This window comes from Dactylosporangium sp. NPDC050588, from assembly GCF_040654975.1.
Lineage (GTDB): Bacteria > Actinomycetota > Actinomycetes > Mycobacteriales > Micromonosporaceae > Dactylosporangium > Dactylosporangium maewongense.
Window position 1 is genome coordinate 1 of the sequence record NZ_JBFAJA010000123.1, and the last position, 24,432, is coordinate 24,432.

Annotated in this window: 22 protein-coding genes and 3 pseudogenes; 12 read left to right on the top strand and 13 right to left on the bottom strand. The window is 72.5% G+C overall.

The features are described from left to right. Positions 1–36: 36 nt before the first annotated feature. Positions 37–924: a ricin-type beta-trefoil lectin domain protein gene (locus AB0I21_RS51820; RefSeq protein WP_360572595.1), complete on the bottom strand. Its 888-nt coding sequence runs from the start codon at positions 922–924 to the stop codon at positions 37–39. Then, positions 910–1,932 (bottom strand): annotated as a pseudogene (locus AB0I21_RS51825) (hypothetical protein); the annotation flags it as partial. The pseudogene AB0I21_RS51825 and the gene AB0I21_RS51820, both read right to left, overlap by 15 nt. A gap of 292 nt (positions 1,933–2,224) precedes the next feature. Here AB0I21_RS51825 and AB0I21_RS51830 point away from each other — a divergent pair. Next, positions 2,225–3,073, top strand: a complete 849-nt coding sequence (locus AB0I21_RS51830) for a carbohydrate-binding protein (RefSeq protein ID WP_360572538.1) — start codon at positions 2,225–2,227, stop codon at positions 3,071–3,073. Positions 3,074–3,082: 9 nt separating this feature from the next. Here AB0I21_RS51830 and AB0I21_RS51835 read toward each other — a convergent pair whose 3' ends face one another. Then, a complete protein-coding gene (locus tag AB0I21_RS51835) occupies positions 3,083–3,637 on the bottom strand; it encodes a class I SAM-dependent methyltransferase (protein ID WP_360572540.1) in 555 nt (184 codons plus the stop codon). Positions 3,638–3,681: 44 nt separating this feature from the next. Between AB0I21_RS51835 and AB0I21_RS51840 the strand changes: the two genes are divergently transcribed. After that, complete coding sequence (locus tag AB0I21_RS51840; protein ID WP_360572542.1) at positions 3,682–4,542, top strand: helix-turn-helix transcriptional regulator; 861 nt, start codon at positions 3,682–3,684, stop codon at positions 4,540–4,542. 100 nt (positions 4,543–4,642) lie between these two features. On the opposite strand, the gene AB0I21_RS51845 is transcribed toward AB0I21_RS51840, so the two are convergent. From AB0I21_RS51845 to AB0I21_RS51860, 4 genes and pseudogenes are all read right to left on the bottom strand, one after another. Beyond that, positions 4,643–5,221, bottom strand: a complete 579-nt coding sequence (locus tag AB0I21_RS51845) for a DUF4142 domain-containing protein (protein ID WP_360572544.1) — start codon at positions 5,219–5,221, stop codon at positions 4,643–4,645. Positions 5,222–5,306: 85 nt separating this feature from the next. Beyond that, positions 5,307–6,200: a hypothetical protein gene (locus AB0I21_RS51850; protein ID WP_360572546.1), complete on the bottom strand. Its 894-nt coding sequence runs from the start codon at positions 6,198–6,200 to the stop codon at positions 5,307–5,309. A gap of 230 nt (positions 6,201–6,430) precedes the next feature. After that, positions 6,431–7,095 (bottom strand): annotated as a pseudogene (locus AB0I21_RS51855) (response regulator transcription factor). Positions 7,096–7,542: 447 nt separating this feature from the next. Then, a pseudogene (locus AB0I21_RS51860) lies at positions 7,543–8,238 on the bottom strand (sensor histidine kinase); the annotation flags it as partial. 508 nt (positions 8,239–8,746) lie between these two features. Here AB0I21_RS51860 and AB0I21_RS51865 point away from each other — a divergent pair. The 3 genes from AB0I21_RS51865 (at position 8,747) to AB0I21_RS51875 (ending at position 11,593) form a co-directional block, all read left to right on the top strand. Next, complete coding sequence (locus AB0I21_RS51865) at positions 8,747–9,589, top strand: ABC transporter ATP-binding protein (RefSeq protein ID WP_360572548.1); 843 nt, start codon at positions 8,747–8,749, stop codon at positions 9,587–9,589. A 223-nt stretch (positions 9,590–9,812) separates the two neighbouring features. Next, positions 9,813–10,784 (top strand): ABC transporter permease subunit, encoded by a 972-nt coding sequence (locus AB0I21_RS51870; RefSeq protein WP_360572549.1) that lies wholly within the window; start codon positions 9,813–9,815, stop codon positions 10,782–10,784. Between the two features lie 20 nt (positions 10,785–10,804). Continuing rightward, on the top strand, positions 10,805–11,593 hold the full coding sequence (locus tag AB0I21_RS51875; RefSeq protein ID WP_360572551.1) for an arylamine N-acetyltransferase: 789 nt from the start codon (positions 10,805–10,807) through the stop codon (positions 11,591–11,593). A 337-nt stretch (positions 11,594–11,930) separates the two neighbouring features. On the opposite strand, the gene AB0I21_RS51880 is transcribed toward AB0I21_RS51875, so the two are convergent. Continuing rightward, positions 11,931–13,046, bottom strand: a complete 1,116-nt coding sequence (locus AB0I21_RS51880) for an epoxide hydrolase family protein (RefSeq protein ID WP_360572597.1) — start codon at positions 13,044–13,046, stop codon at positions 11,931–11,933. A 56-nt stretch (positions 13,047–13,102) separates the two neighbouring features. On the opposite strand from AB0I21_RS51880, the gene AB0I21_RS51885 reads away from it, so the two are divergent. From AB0I21_RS51885 to AB0I21_RS51900, 4 genes are all read left to right on the top strand, one after another. Continuing rightward, on the top strand, positions 13,103–13,675 hold the full coding sequence (locus AB0I21_RS51885; RefSeq protein ID WP_360572599.1) for a response regulator transcription factor: 573 nt from the start codon (positions 13,103–13,105) through the stop codon (positions 13,673–13,675). A gap of 81 nt (positions 13,676–13,756) precedes the next feature. Then, a complete protein-coding gene (locus tag AB0I21_RS51890; RefSeq protein ID WP_360572553.1) occupies positions 13,757–14,368 on the top strand; it encodes a winged helix-turn-helix domain-containing protein in 612 nt (203 codons plus the stop codon). Then, a complete protein-coding gene (locus AB0I21_RS51895) occupies positions 14,346–15,773 on the top strand; it encodes an MFS transporter (RefSeq protein ID WP_360572555.1) in 1,428 nt (475 codons plus the stop codon). Before AB0I21_RS51890 ends, AB0I21_RS51895 begins: the two co-directional genes overlap by 23 nt. 40 nt (positions 15,774–15,813) lie before the next feature. After that, entirely contained in the window at positions 15,814–17,310 is a 1,497-nt protein-coding gene (locus AB0I21_RS51900; RefSeq protein ID WP_360572557.1) for an alkaline phosphatase family protein, read from the top strand. Between the two features lie 6 nt (positions 17,311–17,316). On the opposite strand, the gene AB0I21_RS51905 is transcribed toward AB0I21_RS51900, so the two are convergent. Both AB0I21_RS51905 and AB0I21_RS51910 read right to left on the bottom strand, forming a co-directional pair. Then, entirely contained in the window at positions 17,317–18,708 is a 1,392-nt protein-coding gene (locus tag AB0I21_RS51905) for an IS200/IS605 family accessory protein TnpB-related protein (protein ID WP_360572559.1), read from the bottom strand. A gap of 223 nt (positions 18,709–18,931) precedes the next feature. Beyond that, positions 18,932–19,318: a hypothetical protein gene (locus AB0I21_RS51910; RefSeq protein WP_360572561.1), complete on the bottom strand. Its 387-nt coding sequence runs from the start codon at positions 19,316–19,318 to the stop codon at positions 18,932–18,934. 166 nt (positions 19,319–19,484) lie between these two features. Between AB0I21_RS51910 and AB0I21_RS51915 the strand changes: the two genes are divergently transcribed. Next, positions 19,485–20,228 (top strand): GntR family transcriptional regulator, encoded by a 744-nt coding sequence (locus AB0I21_RS51915; RefSeq protein ID WP_360572563.1) that lies wholly within the window; start codon positions 19,485–19,487, stop codon positions 20,226–20,228. Between the two features lie 745 nt (positions 20,229–20,973). On the opposite strand, the gene AB0I21_RS51920 is transcribed toward AB0I21_RS51915, so the two are convergent. The 3 genes from AB0I21_RS51920 to AB0I21_RS51930 form a co-directional block, all read right to left on the bottom strand. Continuing rightward, positions 20,974–21,564, bottom strand: a complete 591-nt coding sequence (locus tag AB0I21_RS51920; protein ID WP_360572564.1) for a hypothetical protein — start codon at positions 21,562–21,564, stop codon at positions 20,974–20,976. A 193-nt stretch (positions 21,565–21,757) separates the two neighbouring features. Further along, positions 21,758–22,594 (bottom strand): siderophore-interacting protein, encoded by an 837-nt coding sequence (locus AB0I21_RS51925; RefSeq protein WP_360572566.1) that lies wholly within the window; start codon positions 22,592–22,594, stop codon positions 21,758–21,760. 38 nt (positions 22,595–22,632) lie between these two features. Then, positions 22,633–23,262, bottom strand: coding sequence for an aspartate/glutamate racemase family protein (locus AB0I21_RS51930; protein ID WP_360572568.1), 630 nt, complete (start codon positions 23,260–23,262; stop codon positions 22,633–22,635). Positions 23,263–23,295: 33 nt separating this feature from the next. Here AB0I21_RS51930 and AB0I21_RS51935 point away from each other — a divergent pair, with 33 nt between their 5' ends. Both AB0I21_RS51935 and AB0I21_RS51940 read left to right on the top strand, forming a co-directional pair. Continuing rightward, complete coding sequence (locus tag AB0I21_RS51935) at positions 23,296–23,448, top strand: hypothetical protein (RefSeq protein ID WP_360572570.1); 153 nt, start codon at positions 23,296–23,298, stop codon at positions 23,446–23,448. A gap of 50 nt (positions 23,449–23,498) precedes the next feature. Next, a complete protein-coding gene (locus tag AB0I21_RS51940; protein ID WP_360572572.1) occupies positions 23,499–24,350 on the top strand; it encodes an alpha/beta hydrolase-fold protein in 852 nt (283 codons plus the stop codon). Positions 24,351–24,432: the final 82 nt, after the last annotated feature.

The window sequence follows — 24,432 nt, forward strand, 5'->3', positions numbered from 1 at the left end:
GCCCGCCCTCGCCGGGCGGGCCGTCGCGCTCGGTGCTCAGCGCGCCGACCACACCTGCGCGGCGCTGCCGTTGCACTCCCACAGCTGGACGAGGGTGCCGTTGGCGGTGCCGCCGCCATTCACGTCGACGCACTTGGTGCCGTACACCTGCAGCTGCCGCGACGGCGTCAGGCTCCAGCTCTGGTTGGTGCCGCCGTTGCAGTTCCACAGGTTGACGGCGGTGCCGTTGGTGGTGCCGGCGCCCGGGACGTCGACGCAGAGGCCGGACTCCTGTCCCTTGAGGACGCCGGCGAGGGTGAACGCGTCGCTGTCGTCCTGCCAGTTGATCGGCCGGGTCGGCGCGACCTGCTGCAGGCACGTGCCGGCGCGGCCGGCGGCACAGGCGCGGGTCTCGAACGAGCCCTGCATGTCCTCGAAGTACCGCGGCGACTTCCGCGTGCCGTAGCCGTCGAAGTCGTCGCTGTAGGGCAGGCCGAGCGGCGCCGTCGCGGGGCTCGCGGCGGTGCCCTTGCCCTGCCCGGACGTGGTCGTCAGGGTGTAGATCCGGTTCGGTTGCATGGTGAGGCTGTACGAGCCGTTGACCGGGTTGATGTCGGCCTGCCGGACGAACCACGACGCCGGGTTCGACGAGCCCATGTCGGTCGACCACACCCGCACCGTGCCGGTGCTCAGCCCGCCGGACACGGTCACGTTGACGGTCTGCGTCGACGTCGTGCCGCTGGTCTCGTAGACGGTGGAGTAGTCGCTGTTGTTCGGCGACTTCAGCGACACGTAGCTGCCGTTGGCCCGGTTGCCGCCGAGGTAGCCGCTGGCGGCGCTGTTGAGGTACTTCCAGCCCGGCGCGGTCAACTGGCCGTAGTGCGCGTTCGCCCACAGGCTCCGGCCGACGCGGTACGCGCCGGACCACGGCGAGCCGGAGTCCATGAGGCCGACCGTCGCGTAGGGCAGGTTCGGGGTGATGGCGGCGATCAGCGGCCAGTTCAGGTAGCCGGAGATCTCGGCGTCGAGGTAGCCGCGGTTGACGGTCCGGATGTAGGGCACGACGCCGTCGTTGTCGTCCTGCGAGCCGAACTCGCTGGCCCACAACGGTTTGCCGCTGCCGCGGGCGTTGCTGGTCGTGCTGCACGAGTCGGCCTGGGACAGGTAGCCGAACACGTAGTGGTTGCCGAGCACGCCGACGGCGTTCTTCAGCGCGGTGTCGCCGAACTCGTCGGCCATGCCCCAGCCGCTGTCGTCGCCGACGATCTGCACGCTTTGGTAGCCGGCGTTGTTCAGTGCGGTGCGGAGATTCTTGTACCAGCCGCTGTCGTGCCCGCGCTCATTCCAACCACCGATGTATTTGATGGCCAGTCCGTGGCCCTTGGCGCAGTTCAACCACGAGATGTCGTAGTCGATCATGTCCTGGGACCAGAAGTTGCCGCCGCCGATCCAGCCCGGCGCCGCCCACGGCAGCGCGACGAGCTTGATGTTCGGGTTTCTCGCGACGGCCTGCTCGCCGAGCCAGAACTCGTAGCCGGCGTTGCAGTTCACGTCGCCGCGGACGGGCTGGTGGCTCGGTTCGGAGCCGTCGGTGGAGTTGGCGTCGCCGCCGATCTCCAGCTTGAGCAGCTGCACCTAAGCGCCGTAGTTCGGCTTGAACAGGTAGTCGAGGATCTGGCTGCGCTGCGGCTCCGGGTAGTCGATGAGCAGGCGGGAGTTGCCGCCGCCACCACTGATTGCGCCGACGCCGTCGAACGTGCGGCCGACGATGCCGCCGTTGACGTTGATGGTGGTCGTGGCCGCTCGCCGGCGGTGCGGCCACGACGTAGGTGAGGGTCGCGGCGAGCGAGGCCGCGGCCACGATGGCGAGGGGACGGAGTCTTCGGGCCGCGAAGGCCATGGCGGATCTCCTTCGATCGGGACGCTCACCGCTGGCGGGCGGTGCCCCACCACCCGAATGCGCGGGTTTGGTGGAATGTGTTGGAGCGTGCTCGATTGCCGTCGTTTTGTCAATCACGCCGATCGAAGCTCCTGCCACCTTGTTGATTTATCCGTTTCAATCCGACAGGCTTCCTGAAACGGGCGTTCAGAATCGCTCGGTTAGGTAAGTTCTTTACAGAATGTGCGCTGCCGCAAATGCACCATGATCGCGGTGTTACGTCCATCGACCGGTGCCGATTGCCTTGCCTAGTGTCGCGGTCGGGCCCGTTACGAGCGGGCCGACCAGCGAACCGAGGAGCCGGCAATGACAGGCCAGCACGACGACGCCCTGGACGAGAACCGTCCGGGCGGACCCGCTCTGACCCGCAAGCAGCTGCTGCGCGCCGCGCTCGTCGCCGCGCCGGTGCCGATCCTGCTCGCGGGGGTGCCCGCGCTCGCCAGGGACACCGACCAGGTGAGCCTGGCACCGACGCCGATGTGCGACGACGGCGACGACGAGACGCCGCCGCAGATGGAAGGCCCCTACTTCAAGCCCAACTCGCCGCAGCGGACCGCGATCGCGACCGGCCTGCCCGGCACCCGGCTCACGGTGTCCGGCTACGTCTTCGGTACGTCGTGCAGCCCCGTCGCCAACGCATTGTTGGATTTCTGGCAGGCGGACAACGCCGGCGCGTACGACAACGCGGGATACCGGCTGCGCGGGCACCAGTACACCAACGGGCAGGGGGCGTTCAGCCTCACCACGATCGTGCCGGGGCTCTACCCGGGGCGGACGCGGCACATCCACGTGAAGGTGCAGGCGCCCGGCCAGCCGATCCTCACCACGCAGCTGTACTTCCCGGGCGAGCCGCGCAACTCGACCGACAGCCTCTACGACCCGCGGCTGCTGATGACCGTCCGGTCCGTCAGCGGCGGCCGGGAGGCGACGTTCGACTTCGTGCTCGACGTGCCGGGCGTGCCGCCGACCACCCCGCCGACCACGCCTCCCACCACGCCTCCGTCGACCCCCGGCGGCACGTGGGCCGCCGGTCAGGTGTACGCCGCCGGCGCCCAGGTCACCTACGCCGGGGTGGCGTACCGCTGCCTGCAGGGACACACCGCGCAGCCCGGCTGGGAGCCCCCGAACGTGCCGGCCCTGTGGCAACGCCTCTGACTGTTGGATTCATGGGTGCTTCGCGGCACGGAATCGCAGGGAGGGGCCGCCGGTGCTGACGGCCGGGTCGGGAAAACCGGCCCGGCGCAGCCTTTCCGGGAGGGTCGCGGGGTCGACGGGCACCATGACGTCACCGAGGTGCAGCAGCCGGAAGCGACGGCTCACGAGGCTGTCGCTGCCGGCGAACACACCGCCCGCCGTCAGCACCCGGCACGCCTCGGCAAACAGCCGGTCCTGCAGCTCGCGCGACGGCACGTGGTGCAGCATCGTGAAGCACACCACGGTGTCGAAGCTGCCGTCCGGGAACGGCAGGTCCGTCCCGTCGCCCCGCACGACGTTGCCGAACGTCGCCCGCAGCCGCGCCACGTGCCGCGGGTCGATCTCCACCGCGGTCAGGTCCGCACAGGCACGCGCCAGGACGCGGGTCGTCGCGCCGAACCCCGGCCCGATCTCCAGCACCCGGCCGTGCAGGGGGACACCGTTGAGCGCCCACGGCAGCAGCCGGCGCTCGACGGTCCTGCCCCAGCGGGCGGAGCGGCACAGGATGTTGTGGATGCCGTTCATGGTTGCGACGGTACGATGGCCGCCCGCCGCTACACTGCCAACCGATGTCGAGTCCCGGCCATCCGGTGATCGTCGCGCGGGACTTCCAGCTCGCGGCGGGCACCAGGTTCCCCGTGCACCGCCACGCCACGCACCAGCTGACGTGGGCGGCGAAGGGCGTCGTCAGCGTCACCGCGCCCGGCGGGGTCTGGGTGCTGCCGGCGACGCGGGCGCTGTGGATCCCGGCGGGCACGCCGCACGCCCTGGAAGGCGGGCCGGCGGTGGCCCGGGCCGTCTACGTGGACCGGGCCCCGCGCGGCTTCCACACCCCGACCGTCGTCGTGGTCACGCCGTTGCTGCGAGAGCTGGCCGCGCACCTCGCGACGTTTCCACCGCTTCCCGCTGCCGCTTCGGCTTCCGCTGCTGCTTCGGCTTCCTCTGCCGCTTTGGCTTCCTCTGCCGCTTCGGCTTTGGCTTCCGCCCCGGCTTCGGGTTCGGGTTCCGCTTTCGCTGGGCCCGTGCGGTCCTCCGAGGCCGCGCGGCGGCGGGCCGAGGCGGTGCTGCTGGATCTCCTCCAGCCGGCCGGGGTCGCGACCATCGACGTGCCGATGCCCGCCGACCCGCGGGCGCTGCTGGTCGCCGAGGCGGTCGTCGCCCGCCCTTCCGACGGGCGCGACCTCGACGGCTGGGCCCGGCACGCCGGCGCGAGCGCCCGGACCCTGGCGAGACTGTTCACCGACGGCACGGGGATGAGCTTCGGCCGCTGGCGCACCAACGTCCGGCTCCGCGCGGCCCTGTCCCTGCTCGCCACCGGCACGCCGGTCGCGGTGGTGGCGCGACGGGTCGGCTACCGCTCGCCGAGCGCGTTCATCGCCGCGTTCCGGCAGGCGTTCGGCGTCTCCCCCGGCGCCTACTTCAGCCTCTGATCCGCCGCAGTCACACTCAGATCCGCGCGCCTCAGTCGCATTCAGATCCGGGCCGCAGTCACACTCAGATCCGGGCCGCAGTCGCTCTCTGATCCGGGCCTCAGTCGCCGGGGATCGGGATGGGCGTCGGCAGCGGCACGGGCGCGGTACACCGGACGTCGGCGAGCGTGTCGGCGATCATCGTCTGGTGTTCGCGCAGCAGCGGCAGCGCCTTCCGCGCGAACGTCTTCAGCTTCGCGTTGCGCCCCTGGTCCGCCTCCTTCTCGAACGCCCCGATCGCCGCCACGTGGTCGAAGTACTCGACCGGCGCGTACGAGCAGTCGAACACCGGCCCGGTCGTGGTCCCGAACAGCGTCAGGATCGCGTCCTGCTCCTCGCTCGGCGCGTCCGGCACCTCCAGGCCCAGCTCCTTCCCCAGCGCGGTCAGCTCCGCACCCGCCTTCGTATGGTCCGCGACCATCCGGTTGCCGAAGGCGCGCACCCCCTTGTCGTGCGCCTGCTGCGCGGCCATCCGTCCGGCGGCGACCTCGAACGCGCCCCCGTGCCCGGCCTCCGCGACGAACGCCCGGTCCTGCGCGGAGACCCGTCCCCCCGCGGCGGACGCCGGGGCCGCGGCCCCGGTGGCGGCGAGCGCGACGGCAGCGGGCAGGGCACAGAGCCGGAAGAGTGCGGCACGCATGGCATTGACCTCCAATGTTGGCGGCGTTGTCTCCCGTACCCCTTTCCAACCCACGACGCCACTAACGCTCAGTACGGGTGCAACTTCAATCAGTAAGGTGCCGCCAGACAGCGTCCCAGCTGATCGGGAAGTCATGCCCCGCGAGCCGCACCCAGTACAGGTCCTCGTCACCGGCCCGCTGCGGCAGCACCGCCACCACGGTCCGCCGCTCGCCCGGCACCCCCGGGAGCTGGAGCTCGTCGCCGACGCGCGGGAGGGGCGGCGGCTCGTACCAGAGCAACCGCCGCCCGAAGTGCTCCAGCCGCCATTCAGCATCGCTGCGGCACACGGTCGGCACCCTGTCGGTCTCCGCAGGCACCGGATACGCCCCGAGCCCGTCGAGCAGCTGCCGTCCGCTGCACCGCCACGCCTCCCGCCCCGGCACCGCCAGATCCCCGTCAAGGTGCCGGACGATCCGTCCCGCCACCCCTTCCGGCTCAGGCAGCACCCCGTCGAACCACCGCCAACACCGCTGCACCGCCCCCGGTCCCGCCTCATCTTCCTGATGTACCCGGTCTTCCTGCGGCAGCGATTCGATCACCGTCGACCAGCCACGCCCACTGCTCCACTCGACGGCGAACCCCCGTGCCATCGGGTGCGCCCCGACCACCCTGGCCAGATCGATCACCAGCCGCCCACACAGGTCGAGCGCCGGCCGCCCCACCTCCCGGCACAGCACACCGACACCCCGCTCACCGAGGGCCCGCTCGACGGCCAGCAGGTACCCGAGCTGCGGAAACCGCCCCGCAAGCAGGCCCGGATCGGTCCCGTCCGCACTTTCCCGCAACGCCATGATGGCGGCGGTCGCCTCCAGCAACTGCCGGACATCACCACCCCACCCCGCCGCGAGCGTCCGGGCGGCAAGCTCCAGCTCAAACCCTTCAACGTCCCGCACCCCGGACAGCACGATGAGCACCTCAGCCCGCCGCACCGTCGACACGGCAGCAGATCCTACCGACCCCACGCCCACTCCCACTCGCTCCGCGCGCCCCCGCCCATCCACCACCACCCCGGTCGTCCAAGCTCATCCACCACCACCCCGGTCGCCCAAACTCATCCACCGCCACCCCGGTCGCCCAAGCCCGCACTGAGTCGCTCCCCGCCGCCGACAACGCGACCGACACACCGTCATCGCCCTGCTCAAGAGCCCCGACGACTGCAACCTGAGCCTCAACCTGGACCGGTGACGACGCCGTGCTCCCACGCCCAAGCAGCGATCTCGACCCGGTTGCGCAGGCCCAGCTTGGTCTGGATGCCCGACACATGACTCTTGACGGTGCTCAGCGAGATGAACAGCTCACTGGCGACCTCCAGATTCGTGCGCCCACGGGCGATCGAACGCACCACATCCGTCTCCCGATCCGTCAACGGCTTCGCGCTGCCCGTCACCGCCGGCACCGCCATCCGCCGCAACAGCCGCACCGTCACCGACGGCGAGATGAGCGCATCACCGGCATGCGCCGCCCGAACCGCCTCAACAAGCAACGCCGGCCCGGCATCCTTCAGCAGAAACCCGGTAGCTCCACCACGCAGCGCCCCGTACACGTATTCGTCGATGTCAAACGTGGTCACCACAATGACCCGCAACGGGTCCGCGACGCCCGGCCCAGCAAGCGCCCTGGTCACCTCCAGCCCATCGGCACCAGGCATCCGAACGTCCACAAGCGACACATCAGGCCGCAACCGACGAGCCACGTCAATCGCGGTGAGCCCATCAGCGGCTTCCGCAATGACTTCGATGTCCGGCTGGTCCTCAAGGATGAACCGCAGGCCGCTCCGGATCAACGCCTGATCGTCAGCGATCAACACCCGAATCGTCATCGTGACCCTGGCAACGAACCCGGCAACGCCCCACCCGACGGCCCAGACGACAACCCGTCAGACGACCCACCCGACGGCCCAGACGACAACCCGTCAGACGACCCACCCGACGGCCCAGACGACAACCCGTCAGACGACCCACCCGACGGCCCGGACGGCGACTCGCCCAACGGCCCTGGCGGCACAACACCTGACGACTCAACAGACTGCCCAGACGACCCTGACGACCCACTGGCCGGCTCGCCCGGCGGCGACCCAGACGGCGCTCCAGGCGATGGCAATCCTGGCGGCGACGCGGATGACGTCCCAGACGACAGCGACCCTGACGGTGACACGGACGGCGATCCAGACGACAGCGACCCTGGTGGAGACGCAGACAGCGATCCAGACGACGCCAACCCTGACGATGACGCGGACCACGGCCTGTGCAGCGATGCCGCAGCATGGCCGGGCAGCGGGAGGGTGCCCTGCACCTGCCATCCCCCGCCGGGAGCAGGGCCCGCGGAGAGCGTGCCGCCGAGAGCCTCGACCCGCTCACGCATGCCGACGATTCCGTATCCACTGTGGACCGGTGGTGGGGCGCCCTCGCCGTCGTCGGCGACGCGGACCATCACCGTCCCGTCTGACTCGGACAGCGCGACGGTGACCGAGCGCGCGCGGGCGGCGTGACGGGCCACGTTGGTCAGTGATTCCTGCACGACCCGCTGGACCGCGCCGGCCACCTCGACCGGCCACTGGTCCTCGTCCGCCGGCAGCTCGAGGTGGACCGGTGGACCGGTCCGCTCGAACCGCCAGACGAGGTCGGCGATCCGCTCCTGCCCCGCCGACACGTCCCAGCCGCCCGCTCCGTCGCCCGCGTCGTCGCGGAGCACTCCGACCACCCGGCGAACCGCGGTAAGCGCCTCGGCGCCGGCGGCCTCGATGTCGGCGAACGTTTTCCCAGCCTTCACCGGGTCCCGTCGGGCCATCAACTGTGCCGCCTGGGCCTGCACGACGATGCCCGTGACGTAGTGGGCGACGACGTCGTGCAGCTCCCGGGCGATGGTGAGCCGTTCGTCGCGGCGGACCGCCTCCACGGCCGCGAGCCGGCGCGCGTCGAGCAGTCGCAGACCGACCCCGATGAGCAGGCCGGCGGCCCACGCGAGCGCACCGAACATGGTCACTGCGAACGCGCCGGACTCGCCGGGGTGGGCGAACGCGCCCACGGCGATGACGGCGAGACTCGCCGCGGCGATCCAGGCAGCGACCCGCAACGGCCCGACGCGGGTCACGGAGCCCACCAACACCGCGAGTGCCAAGGACACGGCGGGCCCCGGCTCCGCGGGCAGCCCAGCGATCGGCGCGGCCGACACGGCCACGGCCGCGACCGTCAGGCCGGCCACCGCCGCCCGCAGCCTGGCACGGTGCCGCAGCAGCGCAGCGACGCCGGCCAGCGTGCCGGCGAGCGCGCCTGGCAGGAAGTATGCGCCGCCCCAACTGGCCGCGATGGCAACCGCCGTGCCGGCCACCACGATGGCGAGCGCGGTGGCGAGACCGATGTTCCCCGCGAGCTTCACGGTCCCAGCCTAGGAGTGTCACGGGCGGGCCGTACCGGTCAAAAGTAGGGTTCTGCGGACCCGTCCTCGGACTGATGTGCCGCCGCCGGGGCGTGACGACGATTGGCGCATGTTCACTTCAGCACCACCGCCGGCCCTGGAGACCGAGGGCCTCACGCGACGCTACGGGCGACGGACCGCCCTCGCCGACTGCACGCTGCGGGTGCCGCCCGGGCGGATCGTCGGGCTCGTCGGGCCCAACGGCGCCGGCAAGTCGACGCTGCTTCAGCTCGCCTGCGGGCTGATCGCGCCCACGTCGGGGGCCGTCCAGGTGCTCGGGGCTCGGCCGGGGACGCGGCTGGACCGGGTCGGGTTCGTCGCCCAGGACACACCTGTCTATGCGACCTTGACCGTCGCCGAGCACCTGCGTCTCGGGGCGCGTCTCAACCCGGGCTGGGACGCCGCGTTCGCGCAGCGGCGCGTGGCGGCGCTCGGCCTCGACCCGAAGCAGCGCGCCGGCCGCCTGTCCGGCGGGCAGCGGGCCCAGCTGGCGTTGACCGTCGCGGCCGCGAAGCGACCTGACCTGCTCATCCTCGACGAGCCCGTCGCGGCGCTCGACCCGCTCGCGAGGGAGGGGTTCCTGCGCACGCTGATCGAGTCGGTGACGGAGCTCGGTGCGACCGCGATCTTGTCGTCGCACCTGCTGTCGGACGTCGAGCGGGTCTGTGACCACCTGATCGTCCTCGCGGGCGGCAGGGTGCAGCTGGCGGGCGACGTCACCGCGCTCCTGGACGCTCACCATAGGGCACCGGCACCACCGCCGGGCGCTGACGTGGTGCATGGCGCGGTCGTGCGTGGACCGCTGCCCGGGGGTGATGGCCTCCACGGCGGGCGAGCTGAGGGAACGTCGGCCGCGGGGCCCGTGCGGCTGGAGGAGCTCGTGCTTGCCTACCTGCGGGACGGTGCGCGATGACGCGGCTCGCAGGGCGACAGTTCCGGCTCACCGATCCGCAGGGCAGTGCGCAAATGACGCGGCTCCCAGGGCGACAGTTCCGTCTCACTGATCTGCAGGGCGGTGCCCAAATGACGCGGCTCGCAGGGCGGCAGCTCCGGCTCACCGACCCGCAGGGCAGTGCGCAAAAGACGCGGCTCGCAGGGCGGCAGCTCCGGCTCACCGACCCGCAGGGCGGTGCGCGATGACGTGGCTCGCGTGGCGGCAGCTGCGTGCGCAGCTGCTGGTGACGGGGGGTGCGGTCGCGGTGCTCGCCGTGTACCTGATCGTGCTCGGGGTGCAGATCCGCGACGGGCATCACGACGCTGTCGCGGCGTGCGGGGATGTGTGTGGATCGGCGTTGCGGGAGTTTCAGTCGCGGTTCGAGGGGCGGTTGTATCTCGTGGACGCGTTGCTGGTCGTGACGCCGGCGTTGCTCGGCATGTTCTGGGGGGCGCCGCTCGTCGCCCGGGAGTTGGAGTCGGGCACGCATCGGCTCGTCTGGAACCAGAGTGTGACCCGTCGCCGTTGGCTGGTCGTGCGCCTGGCCGTGGTGTGCGTCGCGGCGGCGGCGGTGAGCGGGGTGTTCAGCCTGCTGTTGACGTGGGCGGCGAGTCCCTACGACGCGGTCGCCGCGGATCGGTTCGACGCGGTCATGTTCGGCACGCGCAACCTGGTGCCGGTCGCGTACACCTGCTGCGGCGTCGTGCTGGGTGCGCTGTGCGGGCTGTTACTGCGGCGCACGGTGCCGGCGATGGCGTTGACGGCTCTGCTGTTCGCGGCGGTGCAGATCGCGATGCCGATCGTGGCACGGCCGCACCTCGCGGCACCGGTGCACGGGTCGCAGGTCATGTCCGCGGAGGTCATCCGGAACCTGAGCTTCCTCGGCAAGGACGCGGACGTCGAGGGGCTCAGCGTGCCGAACACCTGGATCGTGTCGAACAGCCGACTGCTGACCGCGGACGGCAAGGTGGTCGGGCTCGATCGGTACAACGGCTGCCTGTCGGGGCAGTTCGACGTCATGGCGCAGTGCCTCGCCGCCCTGGACCTGCATGTCGAGGTCGCCTATCACCCTGGTGAACGCTACTGGCGCTTCCAGTGGCTGGAGTCGCTGCTGTACGTGGCGGCGGCGCTCCTGCTCGCTGCGCTCGCGCTGTGGCGGATCAGGGTGGCGTGACGGCGACGTAGGCTGGCGCGATGGACTCCTACCTGCAGAGGATCGGCGTGGCACGGCCCGCCGTCGCCGACCTGGCCGCACTGCGGGTGTTGCAGCGGGCGCACCTGATGGCGGTGCCGTTCGAGAACCTGAGCGTGCACCTCGGAGAAGAGATCGTGCTCGAGTCCGCCGCGCTCGTCGCGAAGGTCGTCGACCGGCGGCGCGGTGGGTTCTGCTACGAGCTCAACGGTGCGTTCGCGGCGTTGCTGGCGTCGCTCGGGTACGAGGTGACGTTGCACTCGTGCCGGGTGTGGACGGGTGAGCGGTTCGGGGTGCCGTTGGATCACATGGCGCTGCGGGTGCAGCTGGACGCGCCGTATCTGGTGGACGTCGGGTTCGGCAGGTTCGCCCAGCACCCGTTGCGGATGGACGTCACCGGTCCGCAGGTCGACCCGGCGGGCGTCTTCGAGGTGCTGCCCGACGGGGCCGACCTGGCGGTCCGCGGTGACGGAGGGTGGGAGTACCTGCTGGATCAGCGGCCGTACGAGCTGAGCGACTTCACGCCGTTGAGCTGGTGGCACCGGACGTCGCCGGCGTCGCACTTCACGCGGCAGCTGACCTGCTCGGTCGTGACGGACACCGGTCGGGTCACGCTCAGTGGGCGCACCCTGATCACCACGACCGCTCCCGTCGGCGGGAATGGTGATCAGGGTGGCGGTGGTGGACGGACGGAGCGCGTTCTGGAGGATGATGCCGAGGTGCTGGCGGTGTACCGCGACACGTTCGGCATCACGCTGGACACCGTGCCGGTGGTCAACGTGCGCGGCTGAGGTGGCAGGCAGGCCCAGCAGCAAGCCTGTCGCCACGAGCAGCTGGTATCCACTGTGGACAGTGGTGGGGTCGTGATCGGCGTCGACCCGGTCCCACGACGAGGCGCCTGAATTGACTGCCCGCTGCGATGGCGGCAATTCGGACGGCGGGACCGGGGCAACAGCGGCCAGGTCAGAGGCGGCGGGTCAGCAGCAGCCCGGGTCGACAGCGGCCGGGTCAACCGCGGCCGGGTCAACAGCAGCCAGGTCGACAGCAGCCGGGTCAACAGCAGCCGGGTCAACAGCAGCCAGGTCGACAGCAGCCGGGTCAGCAGCGACCAGGGCAGCAGCAGCTAGGTCAGCGCACGGTGCGGAAGAAGGTGCGGACCTCGTCGACGAACAGATCGGGCACCTCGAGGGCCGCGAAGTGGCCGCCGCGGTCGTACTCGGCCCAGTGGGTGATGTTGTTCAGCTGCGACGCGAACTGGCGGATCGCGATGTCCTCGGCGAAGTTCGCCACGCCGGTCGGCACCGTGGAAGGGGTCGGCCAGTTGTGGGTGTGCATCGACTCGTAGTACATCTGCGCCGACGACGCACCGGTGTTGGTGAGCCAGTAGAGGGTCGCGTGGGTCAGCACGTGCTCGGCGTCGATCGAGCCGGCCGGGTGGGCCCAGTCGTGGAACTTCTCGCCGATCCAGGCGAGCTGCCCGACGGGTGAGTCGGCGAGGCCGAAGCCGAGCGTGTGCGGCTTGCTGGCCTGGATCTGGAAGTAGCCGTTCCCGGAGTCGAGGAAGCGCTGCATCCGGTCGAGGCGCGCCTGCTCGGCGTCGGTGAGCACGGTGCCCTCGGGCAGGCCGCCGAACGGGATGAAGCCGGCCGTCGCGGCGTTGACGTGCACGCCGACGACGTGCTCGGGGGCGACGCGGCCGAGGTCGGGGGCGATGAACGCGCCGAAGTCGCCGCCCTGCGCGCCGTAGCGGTCGTAGCCGAGCCGGGCCATCAGCTCCGCGTATGCGGTGGCGATCCGCCGGGCGTCCCAGCCGGCGCCGGCCGGCCCGGTGAAGCCGAAGTTGGGGTGCGACGGGATCACCAGGTGAAACGCGTCGGCCGGGTCGGCGGGGTTGGTCAGCGGCTCGATGACCTGGAGGAACTCGGCGAACGAACCGGGCCAGCCGTGCGCCAGCAGCACCGGCAGCGCGCCGTCGTGAGGGGACCTGACGTGCAGGAAGTGGATGTCCTGGTCGTCGATGCGGGTGGTGTACTGCGGGTGCCGGTTGATCTGCTCCTCGACCGCGCGCCAGTCGAACTTCGTCCACTGGTCCACGAGCTCCCGCAGGTGCTCGACCGGCACGCCCCGCTCCCAGCCCACCCCCGGCACCTGCGCCGGCCAGCGGACCCCGGCGAGCCGGCGGCGCAGGTCGTCCAGCTCCGCCTCGTCGACGTGGATCCTGAACGGGGTGATCTCGTTGCCCATCACGCGCACTCCTCGGTCATCGGCTTCGGGCGTCTCCCGCCCGCTGCAACGCAAGTCTGCCCAAAGATGCGGACAGCTACCGTCCTGATCTACGCCGGCGGAAAAAGGACGCGGCTCGAGCCTCCGACGGCGCCGCGATCGTGCCCGAGGCGCTGCGGACCCGGCCGGACGTCGCCGTGCTCGACCTCAACCTGCCCGGCCGCGACGGCCTCAGCGCCGCGATCGAGCTGCGCACCAGCCTGCCGGGCTGCCGCTGCCTGCTGATGACGGGGGTGGCCCGCCCCGGCGACCTGCGCCGGGCGCTGGACGCGCAGATCGGCGGGTTCCTGCTCAAGGACAGCCCGCCGGAGCGGCTCGCCGAGGCCGTCCGCCGGCTCGCCGCCGGGCACCGGGTCATCGACCCGCAGCTCGCCGTGGTCGCCTGGGAGACGCCCGGCAACCCGCTGACCGGCCGGGAGATCGAGATCCTGCGGCTCGCCGCGCAGGGCGCCTCCGCCACCGAGATCGCCGCGGCGCTCGTGCTGTCGGTCGGCACGGTCCGCAACCACCTGACGTCCGCCGCGACGAAGCTGCACGCCCGCAACCGCGTCGACGCGATCCGCATCGCGACCGAGACCGGCTGGATCTGAGGTCTGAAAGACTCTTTCACATCGCATCGAACTGTGGCACTCTGAAAGTCACTTTCAGAGTCGAGGGAATCGGAGGACACGGTGGGCAGAGAAGCGCGGCGGACACTCAGCGAGCCGGAGGAGCTGCGGACCCTGGCCCACCCGGTGCGCTACGAGCTGCTGAGCCACCTCATCGCCACCGGCCCGGCGACGGCGTCGCAGTGCGCGCGGGCGGTCGGCGACACCCCGTCCAACTGCAGCTACCACCTGCGCGCCCTCGCCAAGGCGGGCCTCGTCGCGCCGGACGACACGAGCGAGCGGGACGGGCGCGAGCGACCCTGGCGGGCCCTGGTCACCGGCTTCTCCGTGCAGCCCGACGCCGACCCGGACTCCCCGGAGAGCCGGCAGGCGGCCACCATCGCCGCCCTCAGCGTCCAGCGCGACCAGCGCCTCGTGCGCGACTGGCTGACCCGCCGCGACAACGCCCCGGCCCGGTGGCGGGACGCCGACCACTACGGGCTCTACACGCTGAAGGTCACCCCGGACGAGCTGCGGGTCCTCGGCGATCAGATCGACGCGCTGATCCGCCCGTACATCGCCGCGACCCGCGACGACGCCCCGGACGGCGCCCAGCTGGCCCACCTGGGCTTCCACGGCTTTCCGCTCATGCGCGACGACGAGGAGGGGCCCGATGCGGCCGCTGCGACACCGTGACTTCCGGCGGCTCTGGCTCGCCGGCCTGATCTCCGACTCGGGCGACTGGCTGCTGCTGGTCGCGCTGCCGATTCTCGTGTACCAGCTGACCGGCTCATCCCTGCAGACGTCGTTCGCGTTCCTGATCGAGCTGGCGCCCGCGGTCCTGCTCGGCCCCGTCGCCGGGCACCTCGCCGACCGGTGGGACCGCCGCCGGCTGCTGGTCACGGTCGTGACGGTCCAGGCGGCCGCGCTGCTGCCGCTCCTGTTCGTCCACGACCGGGGCGACCTGCCGATCCTCTACGCGGTGATCGCCGTCGAGGCGGCCGCGCTCGCGGTGTTCGGCCCGGCCAGGAACGCGCTGCTGCCGACCCTGATCCCCGCCGCGGAGCTGGTGCCGGCCAACGCCCTGCTCGGCTTCGGCCAGAACGCGGGCCGGCTGGTGGGCGGCCCGCTGGGCGGCCTGCTCCTGGCGGTCAGCGGGCTGCCCGTGATCGTGGCGGTGGACCTGGTCACGTTCCTCGCGGCCGGCCTGCTGATCGCGGGCGTCGCCGGCGGGGCCCGCGAGGCCGCGGATCCGCAGACCTCGGGTGGCGGCAGCCTCGGCGGGCGCCGGGTCTGGTCCGCGCTGGGGGTCGCCGCGCTCTGCGGCACCGCGCAGGGCGTCTTCGTCGTGCTGTTCGTCGTGTGGGTCGCCCGCGAGCTGGGCGGCGGCGCGGCCGAGACCGGCCTGCTGCGCGGGGTCCAGGCGATCGGCGCGATCGCGCTGGGCCTGCTGCTCGCCGTGGCCCGCCGCGCGCCGGCGCCCGGCACCCTGATCGCCGCCGGAGCCGGCGCCTTCGGCCTGCTGTCGCTGGCGGTGTGGAACGGGCCGCTCGTGACGACGGCCCTTCCGGTGTACGTCGCGCTGTTCATCCTGGTCGGCGCGCCCGGCGTCGTCATGATCACCGGGCTGGTGAGCCTGTTGCAGCAGGAGACCGCCGACGGCGCCCGGGGCAAGGTGTTCGGGGTGTTCGGCGCGGTCTTCGAGGGCAGCAGCGGCGCCGGCATGCTCGCCGCGGGCCTGCTCGCCGACCGGCTCGGCGTCGTGGCGCTGCTGAACGGCCAGGCCCTGCTGTACCTCACCGCCGCCGCGACCGCGATGGCCCTGCTGCGCCCCGCGAAGCCGCACGCCACGACCGCGACCCCCGACAAGCCGCACGCCGCGAACACGACCCCCGACAAGCCGCACGCCGCGAACGCGACCCCGGCCGGACCGAATCCCGCGACCGCGACGGCCCCGCCGCGGCCCGCGAAGCCGCATCCCGTCGCATCCGGCGAAGCAGCCGGCGTGGCGGGAGTTCGTACACCTGCCGAAAACGCGAATTGGTCCGGACCTGTTATCCGGGAGCCCGCCTGCCAGGGGGACACCGTTCATCCTGATTGATTTCGATGCGTTGCGACGCGACCCGACTCGGAGGTTTTCGATGCAACGATCGATCGTGGCCGGCGCCCTCGCCACCGGCCTGGCGCTCACCGGCGCCGCACTCGTCACCACCGCAACGCCCGCGCACGCGGCCGCGCCCGTCAAGAAGCTGCTGGTGGTCGGCATGGACGGGCTCAACTGGGCGGCCGTGGTGGCCGCGAACGCGCCCAACCTCGACGCCCTCGCCGCCGGCGGCACCCTCGGCGAGAGCCTCGTGTACTGCCCGGGCGTCGCGGCCTCCTCCAGCGGGCCCGGCTGGTCGACGATCGCGACCGGCGTGTTCCCCGACAAGCACGGCGTGAAGGACAACACGTTCGCCGGCAAGCAGTACGGGACCTACCCCGACTTCCTCACCCGCCTGGAGCGCGCCGACCCGGCCTACCGCACCTACTCGGCGGTCGACTGGGCGGTGCTGCACACGCAGGGCACGTTCGGCACCGCGATCGACACCCGCGTCACGTTCGACGGCGACGCCGAGGGCTACGTCAGCGCCGACGCGAAGATCACCTCCGACGCGGTCAACCGGCTGCGCAACGAGAACCCCGACGCGTCCTTCGTCTACCTGGGCAACACCGACGTCGTCGCGCACGCCAGCGGCACCGGCACCGCGTACCGGACCGCGATCGAGAAGCAGGACCAGCAGCTCGGCCAGCTGCTCGCGGCGATCGCGGCGCGCCCCACGTACAGCGGCGAGGACTGGCTAGTCGTCGTCACCACCGACCACGGCCACGCGAACCCCGGCGGCGGCCACGGCGGCTGCGGCATCGACGAGCGTCGCACGTTTGTCCTCGCCAAGGGCACCGGCGTCGCGGCCGGCGCGCGGCCGGTCGACACCCGCCTCGCCGACGTCGCCTCCACCGCGCTCGGCCACTTCGGCGTGAGCGCCGCCCTGGACGGCAAGCCCGTCTCCGTCCGGGCAGGCGACGCGTTCGACACCCTGGCGCCGTCGCTGCAGACGCGGGTCGACGAGACCGGCATCCCGGCGGCGCTCAAGGGCTGGACGCCGACCGCGCCCGCCGGCTGGTCCGTCGACCGCAGCCGCATGCCGTCCGGCGGGGTCACCGAGTGGCGCGGCTGGAGCTTCACCACCGACGAGTTCTGGAGCCGGGCGCAGAGCGGCCAGGAGCGGGAGAACGCGCTGCGCACCCGCGGGGTCTTCGCCGTCGCCGACTCCGACGAGTTCAACGACAAGGCCGGCGGCACCAGCTTCGACTCGACGCTGCTGTCCCCGTCCTACACCGTGACCGCCGGCAGCACGGTCCGGCTCAACTACGTGACGCACTACCGGCAGGAGGGCGCCCAGAAGGCCGACGTCCTCGTGTCGTTCAACGGCGGTGCCGACGTGCTCGTCAAGCGCTACAGCGCCGACGCGCGGGCGAAGGTCGAGTCGCTGCCCGTGACGGTCCCGGCCGGGGCGACCCGGATGGTCGTCAAGTTCCGCTACTACGACGCCAACAACAACTGGTACTGGGCGATCGACGACCTGCGCATCGCGTAACCGTTCCTAGACACTGAGCAGGAGTGAGTCCTGGCCGGTGCGCGCATCCCGAACGGTGTTGGGTGCGCTGGTCGCCCGCTTTCGGTCCGCGTCCGGTGACACGCCTTGATGGTGTGGTCCGGTGTCGTGGCGGCGGGGTTCCTCACGTCCGGTGGTGTCCTGCCCGGCCTGGACGTTCCGATGCCCCGCGCCATCGCTCTGGTGGTGTGGGGGCGGTGACGTCCGACGCCGGGCGGGATACCCCTGGGCGCGTCGTCCGATCACGATGCTCGCGGCGTCGTGACGTGTGGTGTTGCGGGTAGGTGTGGTCATCGGTTTGCGCCAGTGCTCGGCGCCCCACCGGGAGGTGTACGCCGGGTCGACCGCGACCACGGTGATGCCGGCTTCGGCGGCCATCGAGATCAGGCGGGCGCGGAGCCGGGCGGTGGGGAAGCGGGAAATCACGTTCCGGAACCGCTTCTTGCGGCCGTGCTTCTCGCGGGTCTTGCTGTCGGAGAAGTCGAGGTCTTCGACCGCGACAGCGTCGACGCCGGTCCGTCGGGTCCAGTGCAACAGCCTGGTGAGGGCGTGCCGGATCTGGGCGTCACGGTGCTCGGCGTCTCCGGACAGGTTGTAGCAGAAGCGGCGTGGTTCGCCGACCGGGTTGCCGTGCGGGTCGAGCCGCCACGCCGCCAGGTGATCGTCGTTGGTGTCCACGCCGATGCAGCCGGACGCCAGCGCGGCGTCCAGCGGCACCGTGACAGGGTCTTTGCGCTGCCAGGCGGCGGTGACGTACCAGCGGTCCCGGTCCGGGTCGTGGTGGATGGTGTACGCGACGGCGGCGTTGGTTTCGATCCGGTCGGACCATTCGTCGCCACGGTGCGGGAACGCCACGACGCACGTCAGCGTGTACCGGCCGTGTGGCGAGTTCGCCAGATGTGCCAGCGGCGCCGGCAGCTTCAGCGACACCTGCCCGTCGGGTGTGACACGGATGGTTTCGTTGCCGTACCGCTTACCGGCCTCCCCGTCGGCGGACAGGAACATGCGGGCCGCGTTCCACCGCTCGCGCCACTGCTGCGCGGTGAGCTGCGCTGTGTCGAGGTGGTGCCGGGTGTTGGCAAGCCTCTTGCCGCCGCGTACTACCCGTACCCGGCCGGCCTGCCAGTCCGCGCCGGCCGCCTGGCGGCGGTGCTCCAGCACGGCAAGACGGCGGGACTTGGCGTGCCACTCCTGCCGGGACCGGTACCCGCCCGGCTCGCCGCGGCTACCCTTCTCCCCGATCGGCAGGGCCAGCCTCCGGCGCACCATGGCCACCCCAGCGTCCAGGTTCTGCAGGTACGCGGCCAGGCCACGGCGGGCCAGCGCCCACTGGTCGTGAGTGGACTTGGTGATGGACCCAGCCCACCGCGACGAGGACACCGCAGTCAGGTCACGTTTACGGACCGCCCAGCTGTCCTTGTCATGCCCCACGCCGTCGCGGCAGCGCGCCGCCAGATCACGGCCCGCCAACGAACCCAAGTGGACACCGACCATGCGCAGCACGTCCGCGTCGGTGACGGACACGCGGAGCCGGTCACGGACCGCCACACCAGACGGTCCCGGCGCCACGAACGCAGCAGCGATACTGCGCAACGGCTTCTTCTCAGCCACCGCCGGCCGCCGCTTCCAACGCCTTCAGCACCCGGCTCCGGGCCGAACGCCGCCCGTACAGCCGGGCGCAGAAGGCGGTGAGCACCTCGACCACATCCCGGACCACGTCGTCGACCTCGTCGGCGTCCAGCACCACCAGACGCCGGCCCGCGGCGGTCAGGGCCGCCTCGACCAGCTCAGTGTTCACCCGGCCCAGCCGATCGCGGTGCTCCTTCTGATCGTGCGACGACACCCGGGCGTACAGGCCGACCGAAACCGACGACTCGCGGACGGCAGCAGCCGCATCCACATTGACCAGGATCGTGCGCGGACCGACCCGCGCGGCCGGCACCGGCAGCGTGCCCTCACGGAACCAGCGATACGCCGTATGCGGATGCACGCCCTACGCTTTCGCCCACTCCGTAAGATTCACACCAGCGACACTAACGCCAACTTACACACACTCCTAGGCACTCCGTTCACCTACGAGGGAACTACTCGACCCCTGCCCGCGGGGCCCTCACGACGGCCGCGAGGGCCCCGCCCGCGGCGGGTAGGGTCGGCGGGTGACGATCAGCGCTGTCCAGGGCGGCGTCCCCGAGCACGGCCGCGTCCCGAAGTACTACGCCGTCAAGCGCCGGCTGCTCAACCTCCTCGCCGAGCTGGGCGAAGGGGCGCTCCTGCCCGCCGAGCGCGACCTCGCCGCCGCTTACGGGGTGGCCCGGTCCACGCTGCGCCAGGCGATCTCGGAGCTGACCCTGGAGGGCCGCCTGCGCGCCTACCGGGGCCGTGGCACGTTCGTCGCCGCCCCCAAGCTGATCCAGCCGCTGGAGCTGGTGTCGTACACCGAGGCGCTGCGCGAGACGGGGCACCGGCCGGGCCGGCGGGTCGTCACCGCCGAGCGGATCCCCGCGGGCGCCGCGCTCGCCGAGGACCTGCGCATCGCGCCCGACGACGAGGTGCTGCACCTGGAGCGGGTGCTGCTGGCCGACGACGAGTCGCTCGGCCTGGAGAGCACCTACCTCCCCGTCGGCCGCTTCCCCGGTCTGATGGACGGTTTCGACGCCACCGGATCGCTCTACCGGCACATGCGGACGCGCTACGGCATCTCGTACGCCGAAGCCACCGAACGCATCGAGACCGTCCTCGCCACCCCGCGGGACGCCCTGCTCATCGCCGCGAACCCCGCCCTGCCGATGCTGCTCATGCAGCGGGTCTCCTACGACGCCGCCGGCGTGCCGATCGAGCGGGTGCGCTCGCTCTACCGCGGCGACCGGATCGGCTTCGTCACCCGCCTCCGCGCCCCCTGAACCCGCCGCCGGACGTTCGAGGCGAGGCCGGCGACGGCGGGCACATCCGTTCCGGGGCGACAGGTTCGGAGCAAGGATGCACCAGGTGGCGGGGACCGTCTCGTGGCCCATCGCCGCGTAGACGACGGGGTCCGCGTGGTACGCCAGGTGCAGCACCCGGCCGAAGTGCCGGACCGTCCACAGGTCCTGCCCGCCGCCCCAGGCGTGCAGGGTCGCCTGGACGGCGGTGTCGTCGTCGCGCCACCACAGGTCGGCCGAGCCGCTCGCCTCGGGCACCGCGGGCGGCAGCAGCCGCTCGTCCGCGACCGGTGCGACGAGTGGCGGCGTCCGGCAGGTGTACGTGCGGTGCGGCCATCCCCGGACCTCGACCAGCAGCGCGTGCTTCTCGATGCGCTGCTCGACGGAGCGGTCGATGACGCGGAACGGCCAGCTCCCCAGGTCCAGCGCGGTGCGGCCGTCGAGGAGCACGTCGACGCCCCAGGTCCAGTCGCCGTCCACGATGCCGGTGAACGCGGGGCCCAGCGGCGTGTCGTAAACGGCCACCTCGCCGTCGAGGCCGTGCTCCATCGGGTTGCCGCCGATGACCGGATACCACACGCCGCCGTAGCTCGCCTCGAACCGCACGAGCGCCTCGACGGCGTCCCCGGGCAGGTCGCCCGCGGCGGCCCGGATCGCGGCCTCCGGCATCGGCGGGTGCCGGGTGGCGTGCTCGGCCAGGAACCGCTGGGCGCGGGCGGAGAGCACGTCAGCCCGACGCCAGGGCGGGCTCGGCGCGGCGCGCCAGGGCCCAGCGCCAGGCGAGCTGCACCGCCAGCGTCGCGGCGAGCGCGACGCCGAACGTGACCGGGGTGCCGAGGTGCTCCACGAGGACGGCGACGAGCAGGCAGAAGACGGCGAAGCCGAGCAGCCCGCGCGGGACGCCGCGCAGGGTCTCGACCGCGCCGCCGGTGCCCTGCCGGGCCAGGACGAAGGCGGCGACGACGCTGGTGGCGATCGGGAACGGGGCGAAGACGCCGGTGAGCGACGGGCCGACGCTGTCCGCGGCGGTGGTCACGGCGACGACCAGGGCCGCGGTCGCCAGGGCCCGGCCGGGCAGGTCCCACCAGGGCCACGAGGGCGGCTGCCGCGAGGACGAGGGCGGGGCCACGGGGAAGACGCGGAGGGCGAGCCACGCCGCCGCCAGTACAAGGGCGAAACCCGCGAACGGAGGAACGGTCAGGCGGGCGAGGGCGAGGTCCAGGGCGAGGGTCGCGAGCCATGCGACCGCGAGGGAGCCGACCCAGCCGGTCCGCCGCGAGCACCAGGCGAAGACGACCGTGAACGCCGCGAGGGACACCAGGCCGAGCAGAGACGACGACGCGGCCCGGGCGCCGAACCGGGGGCCCTGCTCGAGGCAGGTGACGAGCAGGATCGGGCCGGCGACGATCGGCAGCGCGACCAGGGTGCCGGCGACGGGGCGCCCCAGCGGCGGCCGGCGAGGGACGAGGCGACGACGAGGAGCGGGGCGAGCAGCAGCTTCAGCAGCAGGGTCACTGCCGCCGGTCGCGTTCCTGCTCCGCCTCGACCTGGGTGTTCCAGTCGCGCTTGGAGGCCTGCCAGCCGTCCTCGTCGTGGCCGAGGCGCCAGTACCCGGAGATCGACAGCCGCTCCATGGGCACCCGGCGGTCGAGGCGCAGGTAGCGGCGCAGCTCCTTGACGAAGCCGGCCTCGCCGTGGACGAACGCGTGGACGTCGTCGCCGCGCCACTCGGCGGCCGTGACGGCCTCGACGAGCGCCGCGCCGACGGGCCGGTCGCCGCGGCGCAGCCAGGTGACGCCGGGGATCTTCTGCTCCTCGCGGGCGTCGGCGACCTCGACGAACGCCTCCACGACGGCGTCCGGAGCAAGGCGCTCCAGGGCCACGGCGATGGCCGGCAGGGCGCTCTCGTCGCCGGCGAGGAGGTGCCAGCCGGCGGCCGGGTCGGGCGCGTACTTGCCGCCGGGGCCGCCGAAGGACACCTCGTCGCCGGGGTGGGCGGCGACCGCCCACTGGGCGGCGAGACCGGTGTCGCCGTGGATGACGAAGTCCAGGGTCAGCTGGCGCGTCACCGGGTCCCAGTCGCGCACCGTGTACGTGCGGGTGACGGGCCACTGCTCGCGGGGCAGCTGCTCGCGGATCGCGGCGAGGTCGAACGGGCTCGGGTAGACGACGCCGGCGGGCGGGAACATCAGCTTCACGTAGTGGTCGGTGTACTGCCCGGCGTCGAACCTGTCGAGACCCTCGCCACCGAGCACGACGCGGTGCATGTTCGGGGTGAGCCGCTCGGTGCGGACCACCCGGCCCGTGTGTGCCTGTGGTGCCCGCCGGGCGGGTTGCTCTGCCGTCACCCGTCCACGGTATACGCCCGGCGGATCTTCCCCGCAGGTCAGGTCGGGGTGACGGCGACAACGCGGGCGACGGCGGTCCCGGGGCTGCTGAGCACCGGCAGGTCGGGCACGAGGTCGGCGGCCGGCGCCATGCTCGCCTGGGCGAGGACGACCACGTCGGCGGTCGCGGCGACGGCCCGGACGTGCCCGGCGACCCGCCGGACGTACCCGTCGAGGTCCCCCGACTCGAACAGCGCCCACGCGTCCAGGCACGGCGCCTCGACGATCTCGACGGTCACACCGGCCAGCGCCGCGCACTCGCGCAGCAGGGCGGTCGTGGGCGCGAGGGTCGAGGCGAGCGCGGCGACGACCGCGACCCGGCCTCCCCCGGCGACCGCCGCCTCGGCCATCGGCCGGTCGACCCGCAGCACCGGCACGCCGGCGTCGACGGTCTCGGCGAGGCCGCCGATCGTGGAGCAGGTGCAGACGATGACGTCCGCGCCGTCCGCCGCGAGGCCCCGCAGGCGCGCCGCGACCCGCTCCCCCACGTCGGCACCGGCCCGCGCGTCCTCCAGCAGCGCCGCGTCCACGACGTGCAGGCCCCGCGCGTCGGGTGCGGCGCCGGCGAGGAGCGTGCGGAACGTCGCGACGTGGACGTCGGCCGTGTGCAGGAACCCGATGATCGGCACGCCCCCAGCATTCCACGATTGCTGTCAAGCTGTGTGCAGCGGAGTCGCCGGAGTCATGCCCGTCTCCGGCGGCTCCGCGCCCGCCCGCCGCTGCGGTCCGGCACGACGGACGAGGTGCGCGCGGTCGCCGCCTGGACCGCCGGCGCCGCCGCCGAGCAGAAGGGCATCGTCGGCTTCTACCACTGATCGGCCCGTCCGTCGTTGAACCCACCAGGGCGACAGTGACGGAGGGCCGGATGCGGCGACGGGTTGTGCTCGCCGGGGTGGCCGGGATCGGCGTCGCCGCGGCGGTGGCGGCCGGTGGGGCGCGGTTCGTCGACGTCCGGTCGGGTGGCGGGCTGCCGTCCGCGGCCCGCGTCGGGTTCGGTGACCTGGGGCGGCTGCTCGGAGCGGGCGGCGGGGACAAGCCGGTCGTGCCGGACGCGCCCGTCGGCGACGAGCGGCTGGAGCGGCGGGTGTCGGCCGCGCGGGGCAGGAGCGTCGACGTCTACACGTGCGTGCCCGCCGGGCACGGCGACGGGCATGGGCTGCCCGTGTGCCTGGTCCTGCACGGCGGGTCGAAGACGGTCCGGGACTTCCCGGCCATGGGCCTCGGCCGGTTCCTGACCGCGGCCGTCGCAGGGGGCGCGCCGCCGTTCGTGCTGGCTGGCGCGACCGGTGACCGCCTCGGCTGGCGGCCTTCGGGGGCCGACGACCCGCAGCGGATGGTGCACGACGAGGTGCCGCGGTGGTGCGCCGAGCGGGGGTTCGACACGACGCGGATCGCGGTGTGGGGCTGGTCGATGGGCGGGGCGGGGGCGCTGCTGCTCGCCGAGGCGTTTCCCGGGTTCGTGCGCGCGGTCGCCGCGTTCTCGCCGGCCGTCGCGCCCGGGGACGCCGTCTTCGCCGGCCGCGACCGGCTGCGCGGGACACCCGTCGGCCTCTGGTGCGGCCGCGACGACCCGCTCCACCCCGACGTCCGTGCGCTGCACCGGCAGCTGCCGGAGGCGCCCGTCGCCGGCTCGTACACCGGCGGCAGGCACAACTTCGGGTACTGGAGCACCGTCGTCCCGGCCGCGTTCGCGTTCGTCGCGGGCCGGCTCACCTGACCTTGGTAGGGACAGCCCCACCACGGCGCCTGAGGGAGGCGGGACGCGGAATGAGGGGGTCGGCGGGCATGTGCGGGGCACC